This window comes from Paenibacillus sp. FSL H7-0442, from assembly GCF_038593105.1.
Taxonomy (GTDB): Bacteria; Bacillota; Bacilli; order Paenibacillales; family Paenibacillaceae; genus Paenibacillus; species Paenibacillus polymyxa_D.
This window is the reverse complement of record NZ_CP151963.1, coordinates 3,271,841-3,288,527: the sequence shown is the minus strand read 5'-3', so window position 1 is coordinate 3,288,527 and position 16,687 is coordinate 3,271,841. Positions and strand designations below refer to the sequence as shown.

The window sequence follows — 16,687 nt, the reverse complement described above, 5'->3', positions numbered from 1 at the left end:
GGGGAAGGGCTGTTTGATTTTCGGTTAAGAGGAGAGAGACGGTCATGACGAATAAAAGTACGATTGCCCAAGTGGGCCGCCATGTAGGGGAAACGGTTACAATCGGTGCTTGGGTAAACAATAAACGATCTAGTGGTAAAATTCAGTTCCTGCAACTGCGCGATGGTAGCGGGTATATTCAAGGGGTTATCGTGAAAAGCGAAGTGTCCGAGGATATTTGGAATGACGCCAAATCCTTGACTCAAGAGAGCTCCCTTTACGTTACAGGAGTGGTGCGTGAAGAACCGCGTAGCCAATCGGGCTTTGAATTAACGGTTACAGGCATTGAAATAATTCATTTGACCGAAAACTACCCGATTACACCCAAAGAGCATGGTGTAGATTTCCTGATGGATCATCGTCACTTATGGCTGCGTTCCGCCAAGCAACGTGCTGTTCTGATCGTACGGGCGGAAATTATCCGTGCTGTACAGGAATTCTTTAACGGCAACGGCTTTACGAAGGTGGACCCACCCATTTTGACTCCTTCCTCTGCAGAAGGCACAACAGAATTGTTCCACATTAAATATTTTGATGAAGATGCGTATTTGACACAAAGCGGACAGTTGTATATGGAAGCCGCGGCAATGGCGCTGGGCAAAGTATATTCCTTTGGTCCAACTTTCCGTGCGGAAAAGTCTAAAACACGTCGTCACCTGATTGAGTTCTGGATGATCGAGCCTGAGATGGCTTTTGTGGATCATGAAGAATCCTTGCGCGTTCAGGAGCAGTTTGTAAGTCATATCGTGCAGTCTGTTCTCAAAAACTGTGCGAAGGAGCTTGAAACAATCGGACGCGATGTTTCGAAGCTGGAGCAAATTCAAGGCGAATTCCCACGTATTACGTATGATGAGGCGATTGCCTTCCTTCAAGGTGAAGGTTTCGATATTCCATGGGGAGAAGACTTTGGTGCTCCTCATGAAACGGCGATTGCTGAAAGATATAACAAGCCTGTGTTCATTACACATTGGCCGACTCACATTAAGGCATTCTATATGAAACCAGACCCGACCCGTCCAGAGGTTGTTTTGTGTGCCGATATGATCGCTCCTGAAGGCTACGGCGAAATTATCGGGGGTTCCCAACGGATTGATGATCCAGCATTGATGGAAGAACGTTTTAACGAGCATAACTTGGCTCGTGAAGCCTACCAATGGTATATGGATTTACGCACCTATGGTACCGTTCCGCATTCCGGCTTTGGACTGGGCCTGGAGCGTACAGTAGCATGGATTTGTGGACTCGATCATGTACGTGAAACGATTCCGTTCCCACGTATGCTGTATCGTTTGTATCCGTAACCGATGACCGGATCATTCGACAAGACGTCAGCGGCAGAATGGGCGGAGGGAGTAGCCTTTGCTATGGAAGCCGGAATGGTCCAGATTCCCTACGCCCTGCTCAAGCATTATCGGACACTTCGGCTGACGGATGGTGAAATGCTGCTACTGATGCAGTTGCTTGCCTTTAAACAAGCAGAACGTAATGAATTTCCAACATGGGAACAATTGCAGTCACGTATCGGATGCACTGCGAACGAAATCGCACTCTATTTCAGTAAGCTCATGAAAGAAGGATTTTTGAGAATCGATTCCGTAGAAGACCGCAGCTCATCCGTACAATTCGAACGTTACAATTTGACGGGGCTGTACCGTAAGTTGGCAGAATGTATGATCGCTGAGCGTAATGAGCAGCATGATGAAGATGACATTTTGTTTGCCGGAAAGCCGGATTTACTGAATGGAATATCAGAATCCTCGCTTACAGAAGAACGGAATTTGTTCACGATTTTTGAGAAAGAATTCGGGCGCCCATTGTCACCGATGGAATACGAGACGATCACCAGCTGGGTGGATCAGGATCGGTATCCCGAGGAGCTGATTTTGCTGGCTTTGAAGGAAGCGGTATTTGCAGGGAAAGTACATTTCCGGTATATAGACCGTATTTTGCTGGAGTGGAGCCGAAACCGTGTCCGTAATGCACAGGATGCCAAAGAATACGCCCAGCGATTCCGTGGTGGCGGACGCAATTAATGTATCGGTCTAAGTCTTTTAGGTAGTAGACTTATATATGAAGGCTGTTACTGCAGATTGGCTATTGTGCAATGAGGACAACATGGAATATCGCCTGTGCGCGTGAGCTAAGCCGAAATGAAGACGAGTAAATAGGCTTTAATGATAGAGGACACACCATTCCGTCAGGAGGGTGTGTCCTTTTTAAATTATTTTTTCGAAATATGCAGGGGAAGGAAATTTCCTGGCGTCTATAGTATTGGGAAGGGGGAGAGCGTCATTGATATAGAGAGAATCATTGAACGAATACGGTCTGGTGACCGGCAGGCGTTCCGTGAGATCGTAGAGCTGTACAGCAAGCATGTATTTCATATCGCCTATTCGGTGCTGCATGACAGCAAGGAAGCAGAAGATGCCGCGCAGGAGGCATTCGTTCAGGTGTACAAGTCTCTCCCCCAGTACCGGAACGAAGGTTTTAAAACGTGGCTGAGCCGAATTGCGCTCCACAAAGCGCTGGATATTAAGCGCAAACAGGACAGACGCCCCGCAGAGCTAATAGACGTCGCACAATCCCTTGTACAGCTCCCTTCCCGGGATGAGGATGTGCTGGCTCGTCTCATCCGCGAGGAGCAAATTAAAGAACTATCACAAAAAATCGCTCAGTTGCCCCAGCAACATCGGGATATTATTCAAGCCTACTATATGCAGGGCAAAACCTACGACCAAATTGCAGAAGAGACGCAGGTAGCTTTAAAAACGGTAGAGTCGAGACTCTACCGGGCGCGACTATGGATTCGAAACCACTGGAAGGAGGAGGAATGGCAATGACTGACCAACAGGATAAACCGTGGATTGAAGGGAAATCGAATGACTGGCATGCTTACATTGCAGGAACTTGCACGATAGAGGAATCTGCCCGGCTGGAAAGGCTCCTGTTGGAAGACGAACAGGCGCTGATGTTATATCTTGTTGCACTGGAGCAACTGGAGTCAACTATGAAAGATTATTCTGCCTGGATGGATACGGAGCGCTTCACAGATCAGGTAATGGCCGTTCTTCCCGAGCTAGAAGCTGAACCGAGTCAAGTTATGTTTAAAAAACGCCGCTGGTTTGAAAAACCTGTGTTTCACTATGTTGTCGCCGCAAGCCTAACGTTGATCTTGTTGTCCAGTGGAGCCTTTGACAAAATGATGCCGCAAACAGACGGAAAGCCGATTCCTCCAAAAGAGCGCGTCTCTTACAGTGAAGAGGTCATGCGAGCTACCACGACCTGGCTCGATAAATTAAAGCCCTAAATCTTCGGATAAAGGGTGAGACGAAAAACTCAAAAACAACAACCTTCAGATGGGGACTTCATTAAAATTCCACAAATAGAAAGGAAGTGTAGCGATGCCTTATACGGAACGAAGCAAGCTCTTGGCATTTCTATTGAACATCATTCCCGGTGTGGGACACTATTACTGGACCAGAAAAGCCAACGCGTTTGTATACACCATTTTGTTTTTCGGATGTCTGGCAGGAGGAATATTTTTTTCAGTGATAGCAAGTGACGGAGCGCCTTTTGTGGTGAGTTTGTTTATTGCTGCCTTTTTATGGGGGCTGAGTATGCTGCATATCATCATTAGCTTGTTGCGTTATGATCCTCGTGCAGTTGCTGTTCCATATCCTCCTCATGCAGGACCCAACCCATATGGTTTTTACTCGCAAAGCGGACGTTATGGACAGGCTGGTTTAACAGGAGAGGTACCGGAGGAGGCAACACACTCAGATACGGATGCGCCGGGAGCAGGAATGGGATATGGTCCGGGCTATAACTATTATCAACAAGGACACCATGGTATGGCAGGATCACCAGCTTTTCAAAAGGGATCGGACAATGAACGCTTTTTTACGATTTTGCTGTCGTTCATTCCTGGATTGGGACACCTTCATTTGGGGCTGATGCAGCGTGGTTTGTCTTTTCTGCTATCTTTCTTTGGCTTTGGAGCGATCCTCGTTTTTATTACCAGCATTACAAACGAATCCGGATTTTTGGCGTTTGCGGGCGTGTTACCGATCATTTGGCTGTATTGCATGTTTGATGCGGTGCAGCATGTACATCGCAAACAAGCGGGAGAAATGCTTCAGGACCGTACTTTGTTTGAGGAACTGGAATATGGAAGAGTCGAGGGACGGCGGAGTAAAATGCTGGCTACCATTTTATCGGTATTTCCCGGTGCTGGACATATGTATATCGGTATGCAAAAGCGTGGACTCCAGCTCATGCTTCTGTTTTTAGGAGGCATCTATGTACTGGACGTGCTGCATCTTTCACTTTTTTTGTTCCTGATTCCGGTGGTCTGGTTTTATAGCTTTTTTGATGCGTTGCAGCAAGTAAGCCGTTATGGACGGGAGCCGCTGATCGACAAGCCTGTGATCGGTATGTTTGCACAATATCACCGCTGGGTAGGCTTGGGGTTACTATTGCTAGGAGCCTATTACATCTTAATCAACGTATTAGTTCCTACTTTGGAACGTCTGTTTCCGAATGGAGAGATTTATAATTTGGTTGACATGTATCTACGAACGATTATCGTATCCTTATTGTTGATCGGCGGTGGTATTTGGATGATGATCGGGAATTCCAAATCTAAACGAGTAAAGGAGAAGCAATAGAATGGATACTGAATTTTCAAAGAGTGAGGCTCCCTTTAAGGGAGCCCATCATCCTCAGAGCGATGGAGGAGGCTCCACAGGTATATTGGGTACATCATCTAACAAAAATAATTCCTCTAAAGCGTCAAACGCTCCGGCAGGGGTGTGGAAAGTCGGAAGGCTGTCCATGGGACTTTTCCTCGTCCTGCTGGGGAGCATAACGTTTGCCTCCAAGTTTTGGGGAGCGGGCATACTGGACCAGGCTTTGACCTGGTGGCCTGTCGTTTTTGTTTTGCTAGGTTTGGAAATTTTAATGTATACTGCTTGGAAGGGGACGCGTGAGCGTATTCGTTATGATGTATTCAGTATGTTTATTACGGCGGTATTGGTTTTTTGCTGTATCGGATTTGCCTTGGTCAGTTCATTGGGGATCACTCCGCAAGTCAGAGAAATAATGAGTTCGGTTCAGGAAACAAGGGTTCTCCCAGACTGGCATGAAAAACTGCCTGCCGAAGTGAACAAAGTGATTGTACAGGGAGAAGATCCTTATGCGGTCAAAATTGACGCAACCAGCTCACCGGAAGTGCATGTGTTCGGAAGTTATGTATACACAGGCAAAGAGGACGAAATAAAGGGTCAAGATTTATATCAGACCAAGCAAATCGGCGATACCTTGTATGTATTACTGGGTCAAATTCCGACACGGTTTATGCAGACTCAACAGCAGCTTGATGTTACGATTGCTGTACCTGAGGGAATTACGGTTACTGTGCGCGATAGCCGAGGAAATATAATTGAAAAATAGGGAGATTTTCCGGCTCCAACTTTACATTTTGTATCATTCACGCGATACTTGAAAAGGAAGCCTGAGATGTCATCCATGTCGCTAACTAATGGTGCATTTGCTTATCAGGCGAAACTTGATGGTGTGCAGTCGAATAGCGATTGTGATCGGAAATGAGGAAGCAAAATGATTTCGTTGAATCCTGATACGCTTACAGGGCGTGAAAATTATAAGCTGTTGACCGGAAGTATTATCCCAAGGCCGGTAGCCTTTGTAACGACTTTGAGCAGCGAAGGGGTGCTGAATGGTGCGCCGTTCAGTTATTTTTCCATCGTTGCCTCCGAGCCGCCACTGCTGTCTGTATCCGTACAACGTGTCGATGGAGTATCCAAAGATACAGCACGTAATGCGATGGAGCATAAAGCTTTTGTCGTACATATCACAGACGAGGACAATGTGGGAGCGGTGAATGTGACGGCTTCCCGTTTGTCGCCGCAGGAGAGTGAGGTTACACTGGCAGGCCTTACCCCGATAAAAAGTACAAAAATCGCAGTTCCCGGTGTGACAGAAGCGAAAATACGCATGGAATGTATTCTGGAACAGGTGATACCGCTAGGAGGCAAAGAGGACACACCTGCTTGTGATCTACTAATCGGACGCGTAGTGCAGTATCATTTATCCGAGGAAGCGTACCAAAATACGTATGTGATTGCTAAGGAGTTGCGTCCAGTAAGTCGGTTGGCTGGGAATAATTATGCGAAGCTAGGAGAGCAATTCACGCTGGAGCGTCCCCAATAGGGGGCGCTTTTTTTACAGCATGCCTAAAATTACATTGGAAGGATTCTTATTCATCACATTTCCTTTATGAAGGCTATGTTTAATCTGAATGTTGATATTATTGTGGTGTTTCGAGAGCCAACTGTTTAAAATGAGTCCCTATTTTGTTGGAGTTCCCTGATGAAAAAACATTTGCCATTGACCATCGTTTAGTTTCCAAATGGAACTTCTTAATGACCTATTTCCATCGTCAATCGATTTAGTACAGTATGTTGAATGTACAAAATCTGACGACAACAACTTTATTTTAAAGTTGGTAATTATAAATGGTATGTAGTTCAAAGGAGCTCTATCATTTAAAAAAATTAATTGCAATGATTTGTCGTATTTTTTACCCGAAGAACCATATTCAATATAATCATTAGCTAATAGCTTTTCAAAATCTTCTTTTCGATAATGCATTAACTGCTTTTCTAAATTCAATATAATCTCATGTAATTCTTTACTCACCTTATCACCTCAACTAAGATTTTATGTCACCACTAGGATAGGAAACTTTTTTAATAAAAAAGAGAACGTACCGTGCTTTTCGCTCAGGCCCCGTTCTCGATATTCAATAACCGCTTTTACTAATAATGATACACATCTTTGAGACTTATGAGTTTATTTACTTCAAAGTTTTCAGCAGCAGGGAGCGATACGTCGTTTCAAACAAAAATTCAAACGCCTCCAAATGCTTTTTAGCCTCAAATACATCGCGGCCCCACGCATAAATGCCGTGGTTACGCAATAAAATTCCAGGCACCTGATCATTCAGTACACCAGACACCAGCCTGGCAATCGAGGCAATATCCGCGTAATTAGGCAGCACAGGAATATCAATCGCAGCATTTTCTTCCCAAATGTTAAAAGCCTTGATCAGCTCAATACCTTGGATAGGTACAGCGCTTTGCTCACCATAATATTCGGAAATCAGATTGTTAAACACGGTATGCACATGAAAAACTGCTCCACAGCCTGTCAGGCGGTAAATTTCGCAATGGATGAGCGTCTCTGCACTTGGCTTGAGGTTTGTGGCTTCTGCTGCTTTTCCGTATTGGTCTACGAACAGAAAATCCTCAGGAGTGCGTTTGGTCTTATCCTTGCCGCTGGCGGTAACTGCAAAATAAAATTGTTCGGGGTGAAAGTCACCGATTCGGATCGACAGATTACCGCTTGTGCCTGGGAACCAGTTGCGAGATGCGAATAGTTCTTTGACATCAGCGAGCTCTTCCAGTGCGCGGCGTTTTTCTTCCAATGAAATGTCTGCCAAGTTAAAACTCATTTACAGCACCCCTTGCTCCTGTTTTTGCTTTAAATCCTCGATAATGTCATCAAATGTTTCAAAGGGTACATGTGGTACGCCAAGTTCTTGACACTTTAAAGTCAGATGCGAACGGGAGTACACAAGATCGGCAATTTTAGCTCCTTCAAAATCGGTCAGACTGTCGCCGATCAAAATCCGTTCATATTGTTCGGAAGAGTATTGACGAATCACAGTCGTTTTACACATGCCGCAGTCATTTGTACACGGCTCCTCACATGGATGCGGCCACGTAATCTGGATGCGCTCCTCGGAAAAATCTGCTTTGTTGCAATAGACGTGGTCGTGTGGAATATCGAATGGTTTTAGCAATGGATCAATAAAAAAATCAATGCCGCCGCTGGTAACGAAAAATTCAATCTGCTGCTCCCGTACATAGTCCAAAAAGCGTGCAAAGCCCTCGCGTATACCAGCTTGTCCAAGTACATATGAGATAATTTCGCCCTTTTGCTCCGAAGGCATCAAGGCGAACATCGCACCTACGCCTTCACGAATGGATGTATGCCCATTTACGATCTGATGCATGATGGGCTCACAGCCTGCAGGCTGAAAATGCTTCATAATGGCGACAATATTATCGCTGTTCGTAATTGTCCCGTCAAAATCGCAAAAAATGACGGGCTTCTTTGCTGTGCTCATCGTTCACCTCCCCATATGTCAAGCGCAGATTGCAGCTCGGGGTGAGTACGGGCGTATTCTGCCAGCGGGACATTCTGCTGTACGGCTTCAATCGCCTGCACAAAGGCGCGCCCACCGGCTTCTGTACCTAGCGGATGGCCGTGAATCCCACCCCCGGCGTTGACAACAACGTCAGTACCAAAGTCACGTACAATTAACGGCACGAGGCCCGGGTGAATCCCTGCGGAAGGGACAGGCATGCTGGCCTTCAGCGGTAGATCAGGGGTGATCAGTTCATCGCGGATCGCCATGTTTTCCTCACGCGGCATCGTCACTGAGCCGTAGGGAGAAGGGAAGAGGACGAGGTCAGCGCCAGCCAGCCGCATAAGCTGACCAAGTAGAACGGACGCCGATATACCATAATGTGGCGACGGATAAGCAGCTCCCGCCAACGAAGGATGAGCAGCAATTGGCACCGAGACGGCGGGATCGCTGCTAAGTTCATGCAGCACATCGTAACCGTAGGCCAACACGTTAAACAGTAACGCGTTGGCACCCGCGTCGATGGCCTTGAGAGCTTGCGTCTTAAGCTGCGAGGTCGGCCCCGTTAAATTAGCCGCATACAGCAGCTTTTTACCGGTTTCGCGCTCAGCCGCTTCGGCAGCTTTGATGCAGGCTTCGACTCGTTTCTCAATTGGTGTCAGCGCATTTTCAAACAAGATCTCGTCATCCTTGATCAGATCGACACCGCCGAGAGCCTGCCGGGTAAACTGTTCACGAAGTTCGTCCAAATTGAGGCCAATCACAGATTTGAAAATGCTCATGAGCAGAGGGCGATCATGCACGCCGAGCTGCTCGCGCAAGCCGCTGATACCGAATTTCGGTCCGGGAAAAGCAGAGCGGAAGGCTTCCGAGAAACCCAGCTTCGTTAGTTTAATTCGGCCGTCCATCGAAATTTTGCCGAAGACTGTGACCAGCAGTGCGGGAATATCCCGGCTGAAGTTGACATCCGGGTAAGCGATGGTCAGGTCGGCGTACCGTTCACCAGGACCTCCATCGTGAATATCCACAGAATGAACCGAGCCAAGATGCTTTTGCATCGCGTCCCGTTTGGCTTGCGGGAGCTCAGTCCAGCTGCCCACCGTCATGCCGATGGCAATAGATTGGGCCTTTTGGTTAAAATCGGCTTTGTCATCGTATACCCGGTAGGTCGCCAAGCAATAGCTCATTCAATTCCCTCCTTGAGTACAGCTCCCATCTCGCGGGATCGTTCAGCGCACCGCTGCACCGCCGCAATCACCGTTTCATAGAAGTCACCTTTGTCCAGCATTTCCAATGCAGCTACCGTAGAGCCATTAGGAGACATGATTTTGTGGCGAAGGGCAGAAGGCTCCTCTCCGGTTTGCTGTACCATGCGTGCCGCTCCAAGCGCGGTTTGCACCGTTAGTTCGTGCGCTTGCTCAGGGGTCAAGCCACCACGAATTCCCCCGGCAATCATGGCTTCCATCAGATAGTAGACATAGGCAGGGCCGCTTCCAGATATCCCGGTCAAAACATCCATTTTCTCTTCCTCTATAACCGTCACCGTACCTACAGATTCGAACATCGTAAGCACATTTTTACGCTGGTTTTCGCTGATCTCTTTGGAAAAGCTAATGCCTGTAGCTCCCAGCCCAATCGAGCTGGATGTATTGGGCATCGTCCGTGCGATCGGCTGCTTGCGACCCAGTAAGGTTTGCATCGTACGAATGGACAATCCAGCGATGACCGATATGATCAGCTGCTCATCAGACAGAAGTGGGCCGAGCTGTCCAAGTGCTTGTGCAGCATCCTTGGGCTTCATGGCAAGCACAATGACTGGAGAACGACGCAGAAGCTCGGTTTTGGCGGCATCCTCGGTTTGGTACAAGACTCCATATTGCTTTTGGAGTTCCTCAAGACGAGCCTGATTACTGCGGTTGATAACGGTAATACCACTACGTTTAACGACAGAACGAGCCGTCATTCCACGAATAATAGCCTCTGCCATTGATCCTGCCCCGAAAAACGTAATTTGCTCGTTAATTAAAACTTTCGTTTGTGATTCACACATAGATTCATAACCTCCAAGGATACGGATTGATTTTTGTTATTATTCCCTGATTTGTCCAGTACCGTACACGCGATATTTGGTTGAAGTCAAGGCAGGCAATCCCATTGGACCACGGGCATGTAATTTTTGTGTGCTGATTCCGATCTCGGCACCAAACCCGAACTCAAAGCCATCCGTGAAGCGGGTAGAGGCATTGTGGTACACGGCTGCCGCGTCCACTTCTTGCAGAAAACGCTCGACATGGGCTTGGTCCTCGGTGACAATACACTCAGAATGCATCGTACCGTAACGGGCAATGTGCTCCAGTACTTCGTCCAGATTGTCCACGACCTTGACGTTCATAATGTAATCATTATACTCGGTGCCATAGTCCTCTTCTGTGGCAGGAACAGCCCAAGGAACCAATTCTCGTGTGCGTGCACAGCCGCGTAGCTCAACCCCCGCATCACGAAAGCGTTCTGCCAATCCTGTTAAGTGTGCTTTTGCATAATCCGAGTGTACGAGCAATGTTTCCATCGAGTTACACACGGACGGTCTTTGCACCTTGGCATTCAGTGTAATCGCTTCGGCCATTGCTGCATCCGCTGTAGCGTCCAAAAAGGTATGGCACACACCTGCTCCGGTTTCGATGACAGGTACGGTAGCGTTCTGAACAACATTTTGAATGAGTGAACGCCCGCCACGTGGAATAATTACATCCAGCAAGCCGTTCAAGGTGAGCATTTCGTTGACCGAGGCACGGTCTGAATCTTCAATAAGTTGAAGTGCCTCGCGTGGCACAGCTGTTGCGTCTAGTGCCTGCTGGAGTACTTCGATAATCTTGCGGTTGGAGAAGAGGGCGGCCGAACCACCGCGTAGCACAACCGGATTACCTGTTTTCAAGCACAGGCCCGCGGCATCCACGGTTACATTTGGACGCGCTTCATATATGATGCCGATGACACCCAGCGGCACACGTATCTTCTCAATTCGCAGACCGTTTGGACGTTCAATTTGCTCAAGGGTGTCGCCGACCGGGTCAGGTAGTGCCACAATTTGGCGTAATCCTTCGGCAATTGCCCCGATTCGGTCCTCGGTCAGCGTGAGGCGGTCGAGCAGTGATTCCGATGTTCCCAATTCCCGTCCATGTTTCAGGTCATTATGGTTTGCTGCAATCAGCTCTTCAGTATGATTTACTAGAGCTTCAGCCATAGCAAGCAATGCTTCGTTTTTCTGTGCTGTAGTCAGGCGGTTCATGACCCCGGCACTTTTTTTGGCAAGATTCGCTTTGGTTCGTACTTCGCTAAACTGATTCTCCTCGGTTGTAGCTGTGTTTGTCGTTAAATCACTCATGTTACGGCCTCCCTACATACATAATGTAATCCATTCATCCCTGTGAATCACCTCAAGCCGGTGAATGGGACCAATTTTGCCCACAACCTCACCACTCGGTAATCCTTGTACCATTCGAAGCTGTTCATCGTCATAATTGACGATGCCGCGTCCTAACACTTTATTTTCCGGTCCGAGCACCTCAACGACATCTCCGGCATGAAAGCTGCCCTCGACACGTCGTACGCCAACCGGAAGTAGACTGTGTCCTCCGTGAACCAGCGCGTCCTCGGCCCCTTCGTCTACATGCACCGCGCCCAGAGGGGTGGACATAAATCCAAGCCATTGTTTTTTCATCGGAAGTGAAGAGAGGTGAGTGTCAAAATATGTTCCCGGTCCGTGTCCTTCAACGGCTGCGTCTAGATCGCCATTCGCGCTTACACGTCCCACATATACAGGCACACCGCCGCGTGTAGCGACTTTGGCAGCTTCGATCTTGGATCGCATGCCGCCAGTACCTACAGACGATCCAGAACCTCCAGCTAATGCATAAATCTCCTCTGTAATTTCTTCGATACGTTCAAAACGTACGGCATTCGGATGCTTGCGCGGATCTGCCGTATATACGCCATCGGTGTCCGTAATGATAATCAGATGCTGAGCTTTGACCAGATTGGCAACCAGCGCGGACAGCATATCGTTATCGCCGAATTTCAATTCGTCAATTGATACCGTGTCATTTTCGTTAAAGATCGGGATAACCTGCTGGCGCAGCAATTCTTCTACGGTCATTCCGGCATTGTTCATCCGTTTGCGGATCAAAAAGTCACTACGGGTAAGCAGAACCTGCGCGATCACTAGGTCAAAATCTTTAAAAGCCTGCTCATAGGCCTGCATGAGAAGAGCTTGGCCAACAGCCGCTGCCGCCTGCTTTTCATGTAGCAGCTTAGGGCGAAACGGGTACCCAATCTCTCTGAATCCGGCGGCTACTGCGCCTGATGTAACCAGCAGCACTTCATAACCTTTTGCACGAAGCAAGCTGATTTCCCGGGCAAAATAAGCGATGGCTTCCCGATTCAAGCCACCTTCCACTCCAGTTAGAGAGCTGCTACCGATTTTAATGACGATACGTGTTGACATGACGTCCACTTCCTTAATTTTACTCTTTTTAATGCAAAAAAACTTCCATCCTTTGTATGCAAAGGACGAAAGTTTGTGCTTCCGCGGTACCACCTTCATTGATGATTCATGATCATCCCACTTGAAACCTGTTAACGGCAGGGGCCGCCTGATTGCGCAGGGCGCTCGGGGATAGGAGTTGGGAGAGAGTCCAGGTAAATTCTTGCAGCCTATCGGAATTTACTCTCTGAACAGGACCGGGTCTCTCTTAATAGTCCCTTCAACGCGCTAAATGATATTGGATACAGAATACCACGAAAAGACCAGGTTTGGCAAAGAAGTTGTAGCTGGAAAATACGGATTAACCAAACAGGTTTAGCTTGCCAATTCGATCAGCCGCCTCGGTCAGTCGAGCTTCTGAGCTCAGCAGCCCCGCTCGCACATATCCTTCGCCGCCACTCCCGAAGCCGATCCCTGGAGCGACAGCCACCTTGGCTTCCCGCAACAACAGATCGGCAAAAGAAGTAGAAGTATAGCCCTGCGGCACAGGCAACCAACTGAAAAAGGAGCCGCTTGGGCGTGTCGCCTTCCAGCCGATTTGCCCAAGTGCATCATAAAAAGCGTTACGGCGCGATTCATAACGGGCAACCAGCTCGCTTACGCAGTTCTGCGAGGCCGTCAAGGCTGTTGCTGCGGCTGCCTGAATGCCGCCAAACAAGCTTACATAAATATGATCCTGCAGCAGGTTAATCATCGAGATGATTTCGGCATTACCGAGCGCGAAACCAACACGCCAGCCCGCCATATTGTACGTTTTGGACAAGGTATAGAACTCAATCCCCACGTCTTTAGCACCCTTAGCCTGTAGGAAGCTTACCGGACGTTCGCCATCAAATCCAATAGCGCCATAGGCAAAATCACTGGCAACCACAATGCCGTTACGTTGCGCGAATTCAACCGTATCCTCGTAAAAGGAAAGTGGAGCAGTAGCCGAGGTAGGATTATTCGGATAGTTAAGGAACATTAGCTTAGCGCGGCGGCGGTCTTCCGCGGAAATGGCTTCATAGTCGGGCAGAAAACGATTCTCTTCCTTTAATGACAGAAAAGACATTTCCGCTTTAGCCAAGGCTACACCTGACCAGTAGTCCGGATAACCGGGATCAGGGACGAGACATACATCACCGGGATTGAGTAGGACTTGTGGGAGCTGAACCAAACCCGTTTTTCCGCCAAACAGGATGGCGACCTCACTTTCAGGATTGAGCGTTACACCGTAATCCTCCTGATAGCGCTGGGCAACGGCTTCCTTGAGAAAGCTATAACCGCGAAATGGCGAATATTTATGATATAGCGGGTTATCTGCTGATTCCTGCAAAGCTTTTACAATATGAGAAGGAGTGGGGGTATCGGGGTTCCCCTGTCCGAGATTAATGACATCATGCCCCGCCGCGATTTCACGGTTTACATTTTGTACAAGTGTGGCAAAAAATTGAGTGGGTAACTGTTTCATGACGTCAGAAGAAGGAATAGAAAAATGAGTCATCCATGTACACGACCTTTTGGAATAGTTTAAGAAATAATCTATCACGATTTTACCGAGCTGTATAGGGGGAATTAAGCTTGCATGGTTGCGTAATCCAGACTGATCGGGCTATGATGGGAGAAAATACCGGACAATGGGTCACGAGAAGCTCCGGCACACAAGGAGGATGAAGGATTTTGACGTATCAGGAAGCTCAGCCGTTCAGTGTTGCACTCATACAAGCTCACATAGAGATAGGAAATCCCCCGGAAAACCGCAGTCATATCCGAGCTTTAATGGAACAAGCGATGAAAGCCGAACTGAAGCCGGATCTGATTGTCCTGCCAGAAATGTGGAACACAGGCTATGCCTTGGAGCGCATTCATGAGCTGGCGGACGAAGAAGGGACGGAGACTCGGGCATGGATAGCAGCATTTGCCGCCACCCATCAAGTGAATGTAGTAGCAGGGTCAATCGCAGAGAAAAAAAGCGACGGTCATGTGTATAATACGATGCTCGTTTTTGACCGAACAGGCAGAGAGGTTGCTTCGTATTCCAAAATTCATCTATTCCGACTTATGGATGAAGAAAAATATTTGCAGCCTGGCGAAGAAAAGGTTTTATTCGCACTGGATGATGGGATTCAGGCAGGTGCGTCGATCTGCTATGATATCCGGTTTCCTGAACTAGCCCGCAGTTTGGCCCTGTCGGGCGCAAATTTGTTGATCGTACCCGCAGAATGGCCTCATCCTCGGCTGCATCACTGGCGCACCTTGCTGACCGCACGTGCTATAGAAAATCAAATGTATGTCATTGCTTGTAACCGGGTAGGTCGCAGCGGAGATACTGATTTCTTCGGGCATTCGCTTATTATTGATCCATGGGGAGAAATCATTGCTGAGGGCGGAGAGCAGGAGGAGATTCTCACAGGAACGATTGAGTCTGGCTTGGTGCAGGACGTGCGTGGTCGTATTCCGGTGTTTGAAGATCGGCGTCCCTCACTGTATGACCGATAATCAGTGTAGAAAGGAATACTCCATGCTTAAGGAACGCATTGAATTTTTGTGTAAAAAGAAAAACCTGTCCCGTAAAGAGCTGGTAGACGGGCTGGTGACACCTGCACATTTTGCGAATATACTGGCCGACCGTTACCCGTTAGCAGAGGATCTGGCCGAGCAAATTGCTGGGCGTTTAGGTGTAAACCCATCGTACCTCTTACGTGCAGCGGCAGAGGATGAGGAAACGCTGGCTACAGCGGATAAGATTTTTACAGAGCTGTCCAAGCTGGCTAATCCTGCCACGGAAGGCTATGTGGATCAGCTGGAGGATCGCAACGATTCACTGGTAGTGGAAATGACGACTTATTTGATGAAGGCCGTTTATTACCAGCAATTAAATGACCCAACGGCCTATGAATATTTACATCAAACCTATTTGAATTTTTATTTGGAGAAGTTTGGTCGTTCGGATGAGGTGGAGCTGCCCGCACCGCTAAAAAAAGCAATTTTATTTTATAAAATCCAGTATCTCCGCTCTAAAAATCATTATTATGATGTGCTGAATAACGTTACGCAGTTAATCCGATTGGTGGAAGAGGGGACGGAAAACTGGCTCAATGCGCAAAACATTATGGTGGAGGCCTGCATTCAGGTTAAGCAATTTGATCAGGCGAAGCAGGTATTCGAGCAGACGATGCGAAGGGTGTATGATGATCGGCTTTTTCACCGTTTGACGGGCCTGTATGTAGCTTACAGCGGATATTGTTTTGCCATGGGTTCTGTACAGGAAGCACTGTTAACGCTGTCTATGGCTGAGGCCAATCTAGTCTATTTGGAAAATGCGGCAGATATGCTCACGACCATCCTGAACAACCGGATTATTATGCTGACATCGATTGGAGAGCTGGACAAGGCATTGGAGGAAGTAGGGCGTTTTGAAGCGCTGGTGAGTCGGGAGCGGGAGGAAATGCAGCAGATGATGCTGCCCGTTACGCTGATATATCGTTGTGAGATTGCGTTTGTGCGGAAAAATTGGGGCCTTCTCTCACAGCATTTGGATCAGCTTCGCCAAACCAATCTGACAACAGATCAGCAAATGGGGCTTGATTTTTATGAAAGCCAGCTTGCGCTTGCTCAGGGAAATCAGGACGCCTTTTGGATGCATGCCTTGCAATGCTTGCCTTATTTTGAAGCTCTTCAGCATCCAGCGCGGCTTGAACAGTTATATGAAACGCTGGCTGTGGTGTCCGAGGACAGTCGTCGTTATAAAGAATCATCTGCGTATTATCGTAAACTGGTCTATCTTTTAAGAAAAAAATAGTCAGAAATCATTCGCTTTTCACAAAACTATCGGATAGATTGTTCGAAAGAATACTCGGAAGTGTGCAAAATTTTGTGCGAACCGTGCCAAAGTTCAA

At 47.8% G+C, this 16,687-nt stretch carries 17 protein-coding genes; 9 read left to right on the top strand and 8 right to left on the bottom strand.

Going from position 1 to position 16,687, the window contains the following annotated elements; genetic code table 11:
- Nucleotides 1-44 precede the first annotated feature (44 nt).
- The 7 genes from asnS (at nucleotide 45) to MHH57_RS14275 (ending at nucleotide 6,267) form a co-directional block, all read left to right on the top strand.
- A complete protein-coding gene (gene asnS, locus MHH57_RS14305) occupies nucleotides 45-1,340 on the top strand; it encodes an asparagine--tRNA ligase (RefSeq protein ID WP_013310674.1) in 1,296 nt (431 codons plus the stop codon).
- Nucleotides 1,341-1,343: 3 nt separating this feature from the next.
- On the top strand, nucleotides 1,344-2,072 hold the full coding sequence (locus MHH57_RS14300; protein ID WP_312887656.1) for a DnaD domain-containing protein: 729 nt from the start codon (nucleotides 1,344-1,346) through the stop codon (nucleotides 2,070-2,072).
- A 141-nt stretch (nucleotides 2,073-2,213) separates the two neighbouring features.
- Nucleotides 2,214-2,879, top strand: a complete 666-nt coding sequence (locus MHH57_RS14295; protein WP_029517378.1) for an RNA polymerase sigma factor — start codon at nucleotides 2,214-2,216, stop codon at nucleotides 2,877-2,879.
- Nucleotides 2,876-3,346: a hypothetical protein gene (locus tag MHH57_RS14290; protein ID WP_029517379.1), complete on the top strand. Its 471-nt coding sequence runs from the start codon at nucleotides 2,876-2,878 to the stop codon at nucleotides 3,344-3,346. The genes MHH57_RS14295 and MHH57_RS14290 overlap by 4 nt, the downstream gene beginning before the upstream one ends.
- 94 nt (nucleotides 3,347-3,440) lie before the next feature.
- A complete protein-coding gene (locus MHH57_RS14285; RefSeq protein WP_209947390.1) occupies nucleotides 3,441-4,706 on the top strand; it encodes a multi-tm2 domain protein in 1,266 nt (421 codons plus the stop codon).
- 1 nt (nucleotide 4,707) lies between these two features.
- Complete coding sequence (locus MHH57_RS14280) at nucleotides 4,708-5,490, top strand: hypothetical protein (protein WP_069011514.1); 783 nt, start codon at nucleotides 4,708-4,710, stop codon at nucleotides 5,488-5,490.
- 165 nt (nucleotides 5,491-5,655) lie between these two features.
- Entirely contained in the window at nucleotides 5,656-6,267 is a 612-nt protein-coding gene (locus MHH57_RS14275; RefSeq protein ID WP_029517382.1) for a flavin reductase family protein, read from the top strand.
- A 138-nt stretch (nucleotides 6,268-6,405) separates the two neighbouring features.
- Here MHH57_RS14275 and MHH57_RS14270 read toward each other — a convergent pair whose 3' ends face one another.
- The 8 genes from MHH57_RS14270 to MHH57_RS14235 form a co-directional block, all read right to left on the bottom strand.
- A complete protein-coding gene (locus MHH57_RS14270; protein ID WP_318627176.1) occupies nucleotides 6,406-6,756 on the bottom strand; it encodes a DUF4440 domain-containing protein in 351 nt (116 codons plus the stop codon).
- A 157-nt stretch (nucleotides 6,757-6,913) separates the two neighbouring features.
- Nucleotides 6,914-7,570 carry a methylthioribulose 1-phosphate dehydratase gene (locus MHH57_RS14265; protein WP_029517383.1) on the bottom strand — a complete coding sequence of 219 codons (657 nt, stop codon included), beginning with the start codon at nucleotides 7,568-7,570 and terminating at the stop codon, nucleotides 6,914-6,916.
- Nucleotides 7,571-8,248: a 2-hydroxy-3-keto-5-methylthiopentenyl-1-phosphate phosphatase gene (locus MHH57_RS14260; protein WP_342434245.1), complete on the bottom strand. Its 678-nt coding sequence runs from the start codon at nucleotides 8,246-8,248 to the stop codon at nucleotides 7,571-7,573. It abuts the gene before it with no gap.
- Entirely contained in the window at nucleotides 8,245-9,456 is a 1,212-nt protein-coding gene (locus MHH57_RS14255) for a 2,3-diketo-5-methylthiopentyl-1-phosphate enolase (RefSeq protein WP_165146885.1), read from the bottom strand. Before MHH57_RS14255 ends, MHH57_RS14260 begins: the two co-directional genes overlap by 4 nt.
- The gene (gene proC / locus MHH57_RS14250; RefSeq protein WP_029517386.1) at nucleotides 9,453-10,319 is read right to left on the bottom strand and encodes a pyrroline-5-carboxylate reductase; all 867 of its coding nucleotides are present in this window, start codon (nucleotides 10,317-10,319) and stop codon (nucleotides 9,453-9,455) included. Before proC ends, MHH57_RS14255 begins: the two co-directional genes overlap by 4 nt.
- Nucleotides 10,320-10,358: 39 nt before the next feature.
- A complete protein-coding gene (locus MHH57_RS14245) occupies nucleotides 10,359-11,651 on the bottom strand; it encodes a glutamate-5-semialdehyde dehydrogenase (protein ID WP_165146865.1) in 1,293 nt (430 codons plus the stop codon).
- Between the two features lie 12 nt (nucleotides 11,652-11,663).
- Nucleotides 11,664-12,869 (bottom strand): glutamate 5-kinase, encoded by a 1,206-nt coding sequence (gene proB / locus MHH57_RS14240; protein WP_069011518.1) that lies wholly within the window; start codon nucleotides 12,867-12,869, stop codon nucleotides 11,664-11,666.
- A gap of 241 nt (nucleotides 12,870-13,110) precedes the next feature.
- Nucleotides 13,111-14,292, bottom strand: a complete 1,182-nt coding sequence (locus tag MHH57_RS14235) for a pyridoxal phosphate-dependent aminotransferase (protein WP_165146862.1) — start codon at nucleotides 14,290-14,292, stop codon at nucleotides 13,111-13,113.
- A gap of 176 nt (nucleotides 14,293-14,468) precedes the next feature.
- On the opposite strand from MHH57_RS14235, the gene MHH57_RS14230 reads away from it, so the two are divergent.
- Together MHH57_RS14230 and MHH57_RS14225 are read left to right on the top strand one after the other, a co-directional pair.
- Entirely contained in the window at nucleotides 14,469-15,287 is an 819-nt protein-coding gene (locus MHH57_RS14230; protein ID WP_342434244.1) for a carbon-nitrogen family hydrolase, read from the top strand.
- A gap of 22 nt (nucleotides 15,288-15,309) precedes the next feature.
- Complete coding sequence (locus tag MHH57_RS14225; protein WP_342434243.1) at nucleotides 15,310-16,590, top strand: helix-turn-helix transcriptional regulator; 1,281 nt, start codon at nucleotides 15,310-15,312, stop codon at nucleotides 16,588-16,590.
- Nucleotides 16,591-16,687: the final 97 nt, after the last annotated feature.

What these genes read in the sequence shown, in the direction of transcription:
- asnS (WP_013310674.1), top strand. Translation starts at nt 45, where the DNA reads ATGACGAATAAAAGTACGATTGCCCAAGTGGGCCGCCATGTAGGGGAA.
- MHH57_RS14300 (WP_312887656.1), top strand. Translation starts at nt 1,344, where the DNA reads ATGACCGGATCATTCGACAAGACGTCAGCGGCAGAATGGGCGGAGGGA.
- MHH57_RS14295 (WP_029517378.1), top strand. Translation starts at nt 2,214, where the DNA reads ATGATAGAGGACACACCATTCCGTCAGGAGGGTGTGTCCTTTTTAAAT.
- MHH57_RS14290 (WP_029517379.1), top strand. Translation starts at nt 2,876, where the DNA reads ATGACTGACCAACAGGATAAACCGTGGATTGAAGGGAAATCGAATGAC.
- MHH57_RS14285 (WP_209947390.1), top strand. Translation starts at nt 3,441, where the DNA reads ATGCCTTATACGGAACGAAGCAAGCTCTTGGCATTTCTATTGAACATC.
- MHH57_RS14280 (WP_069011514.1), top strand. Translation starts at nt 4,708, where the DNA reads ATGGATACTGAATTTTCAAAGAGTGAGGCTCCCTTTAAGGGAGCCCAT.
- MHH57_RS14275 (WP_029517382.1), top strand. Translation starts at nt 5,656, where the DNA reads ATGATTTCGTTGAATCCTGATACGCTTACAGGGCGTGAAAATTATAAG.
- MHH57_RS14265 (WP_029517383.1), bottom strand. Translation starts at nt 7,570, where the DNA reads ATGAGTTTTAACTTGGCAGACATTTCATTGGAAGAAAAACGCCGCGCA.
- MHH57_RS14260 (WP_342434245.1), bottom strand. Translation starts at nt 8,248, where the DNA reads ATGAGCACAGCAAAGAAGCCCGTCATTTTTTGCGATTTTGACGGGACA.
- MHH57_RS14255 (WP_165146885.1), bottom strand. Translation starts at nt 9,456, where the DNA reads ATGAGCTATTGCTTGGCGACCTACCGGGTATACGATGACAAAGCCGAT.
- proC (WP_029517386.1), bottom strand. Translation starts at nt 10,319, where the DNA reads ATGTGTGAATCACAAACGAAAGTTTTAATTAACGAGCAAATTACGTTT.
- MHH57_RS14245 (WP_165146865.1), bottom strand. Translation starts at nt 11,651, where the DNA reads ATGAGTGATTTAACGACAAACACAGCTACAACCGAGGAGAATCAGTTT.
- proB (WP_069011518.1), bottom strand. Translation starts at nt 12,869, where the DNA reads ATGAAGGTGGTACCGCGGAAGCACAAACTTTCGTCCTTTGCATACAAA.
- MHH57_RS14235 (WP_165146862.1), bottom strand. Translation starts at nt 14,292, where the DNA reads ATGACTCATTTTTCTATTCCTTCTTCTGACGTCATGAAACAGTTACCC.
- MHH57_RS14225 (WP_342434243.1), top strand. Translation starts at nt 15,310, where the DNA reads ATGCTTAAGGAACGCATTGAATTTTTGTGTAAAAAGAAAAACCTGTCC.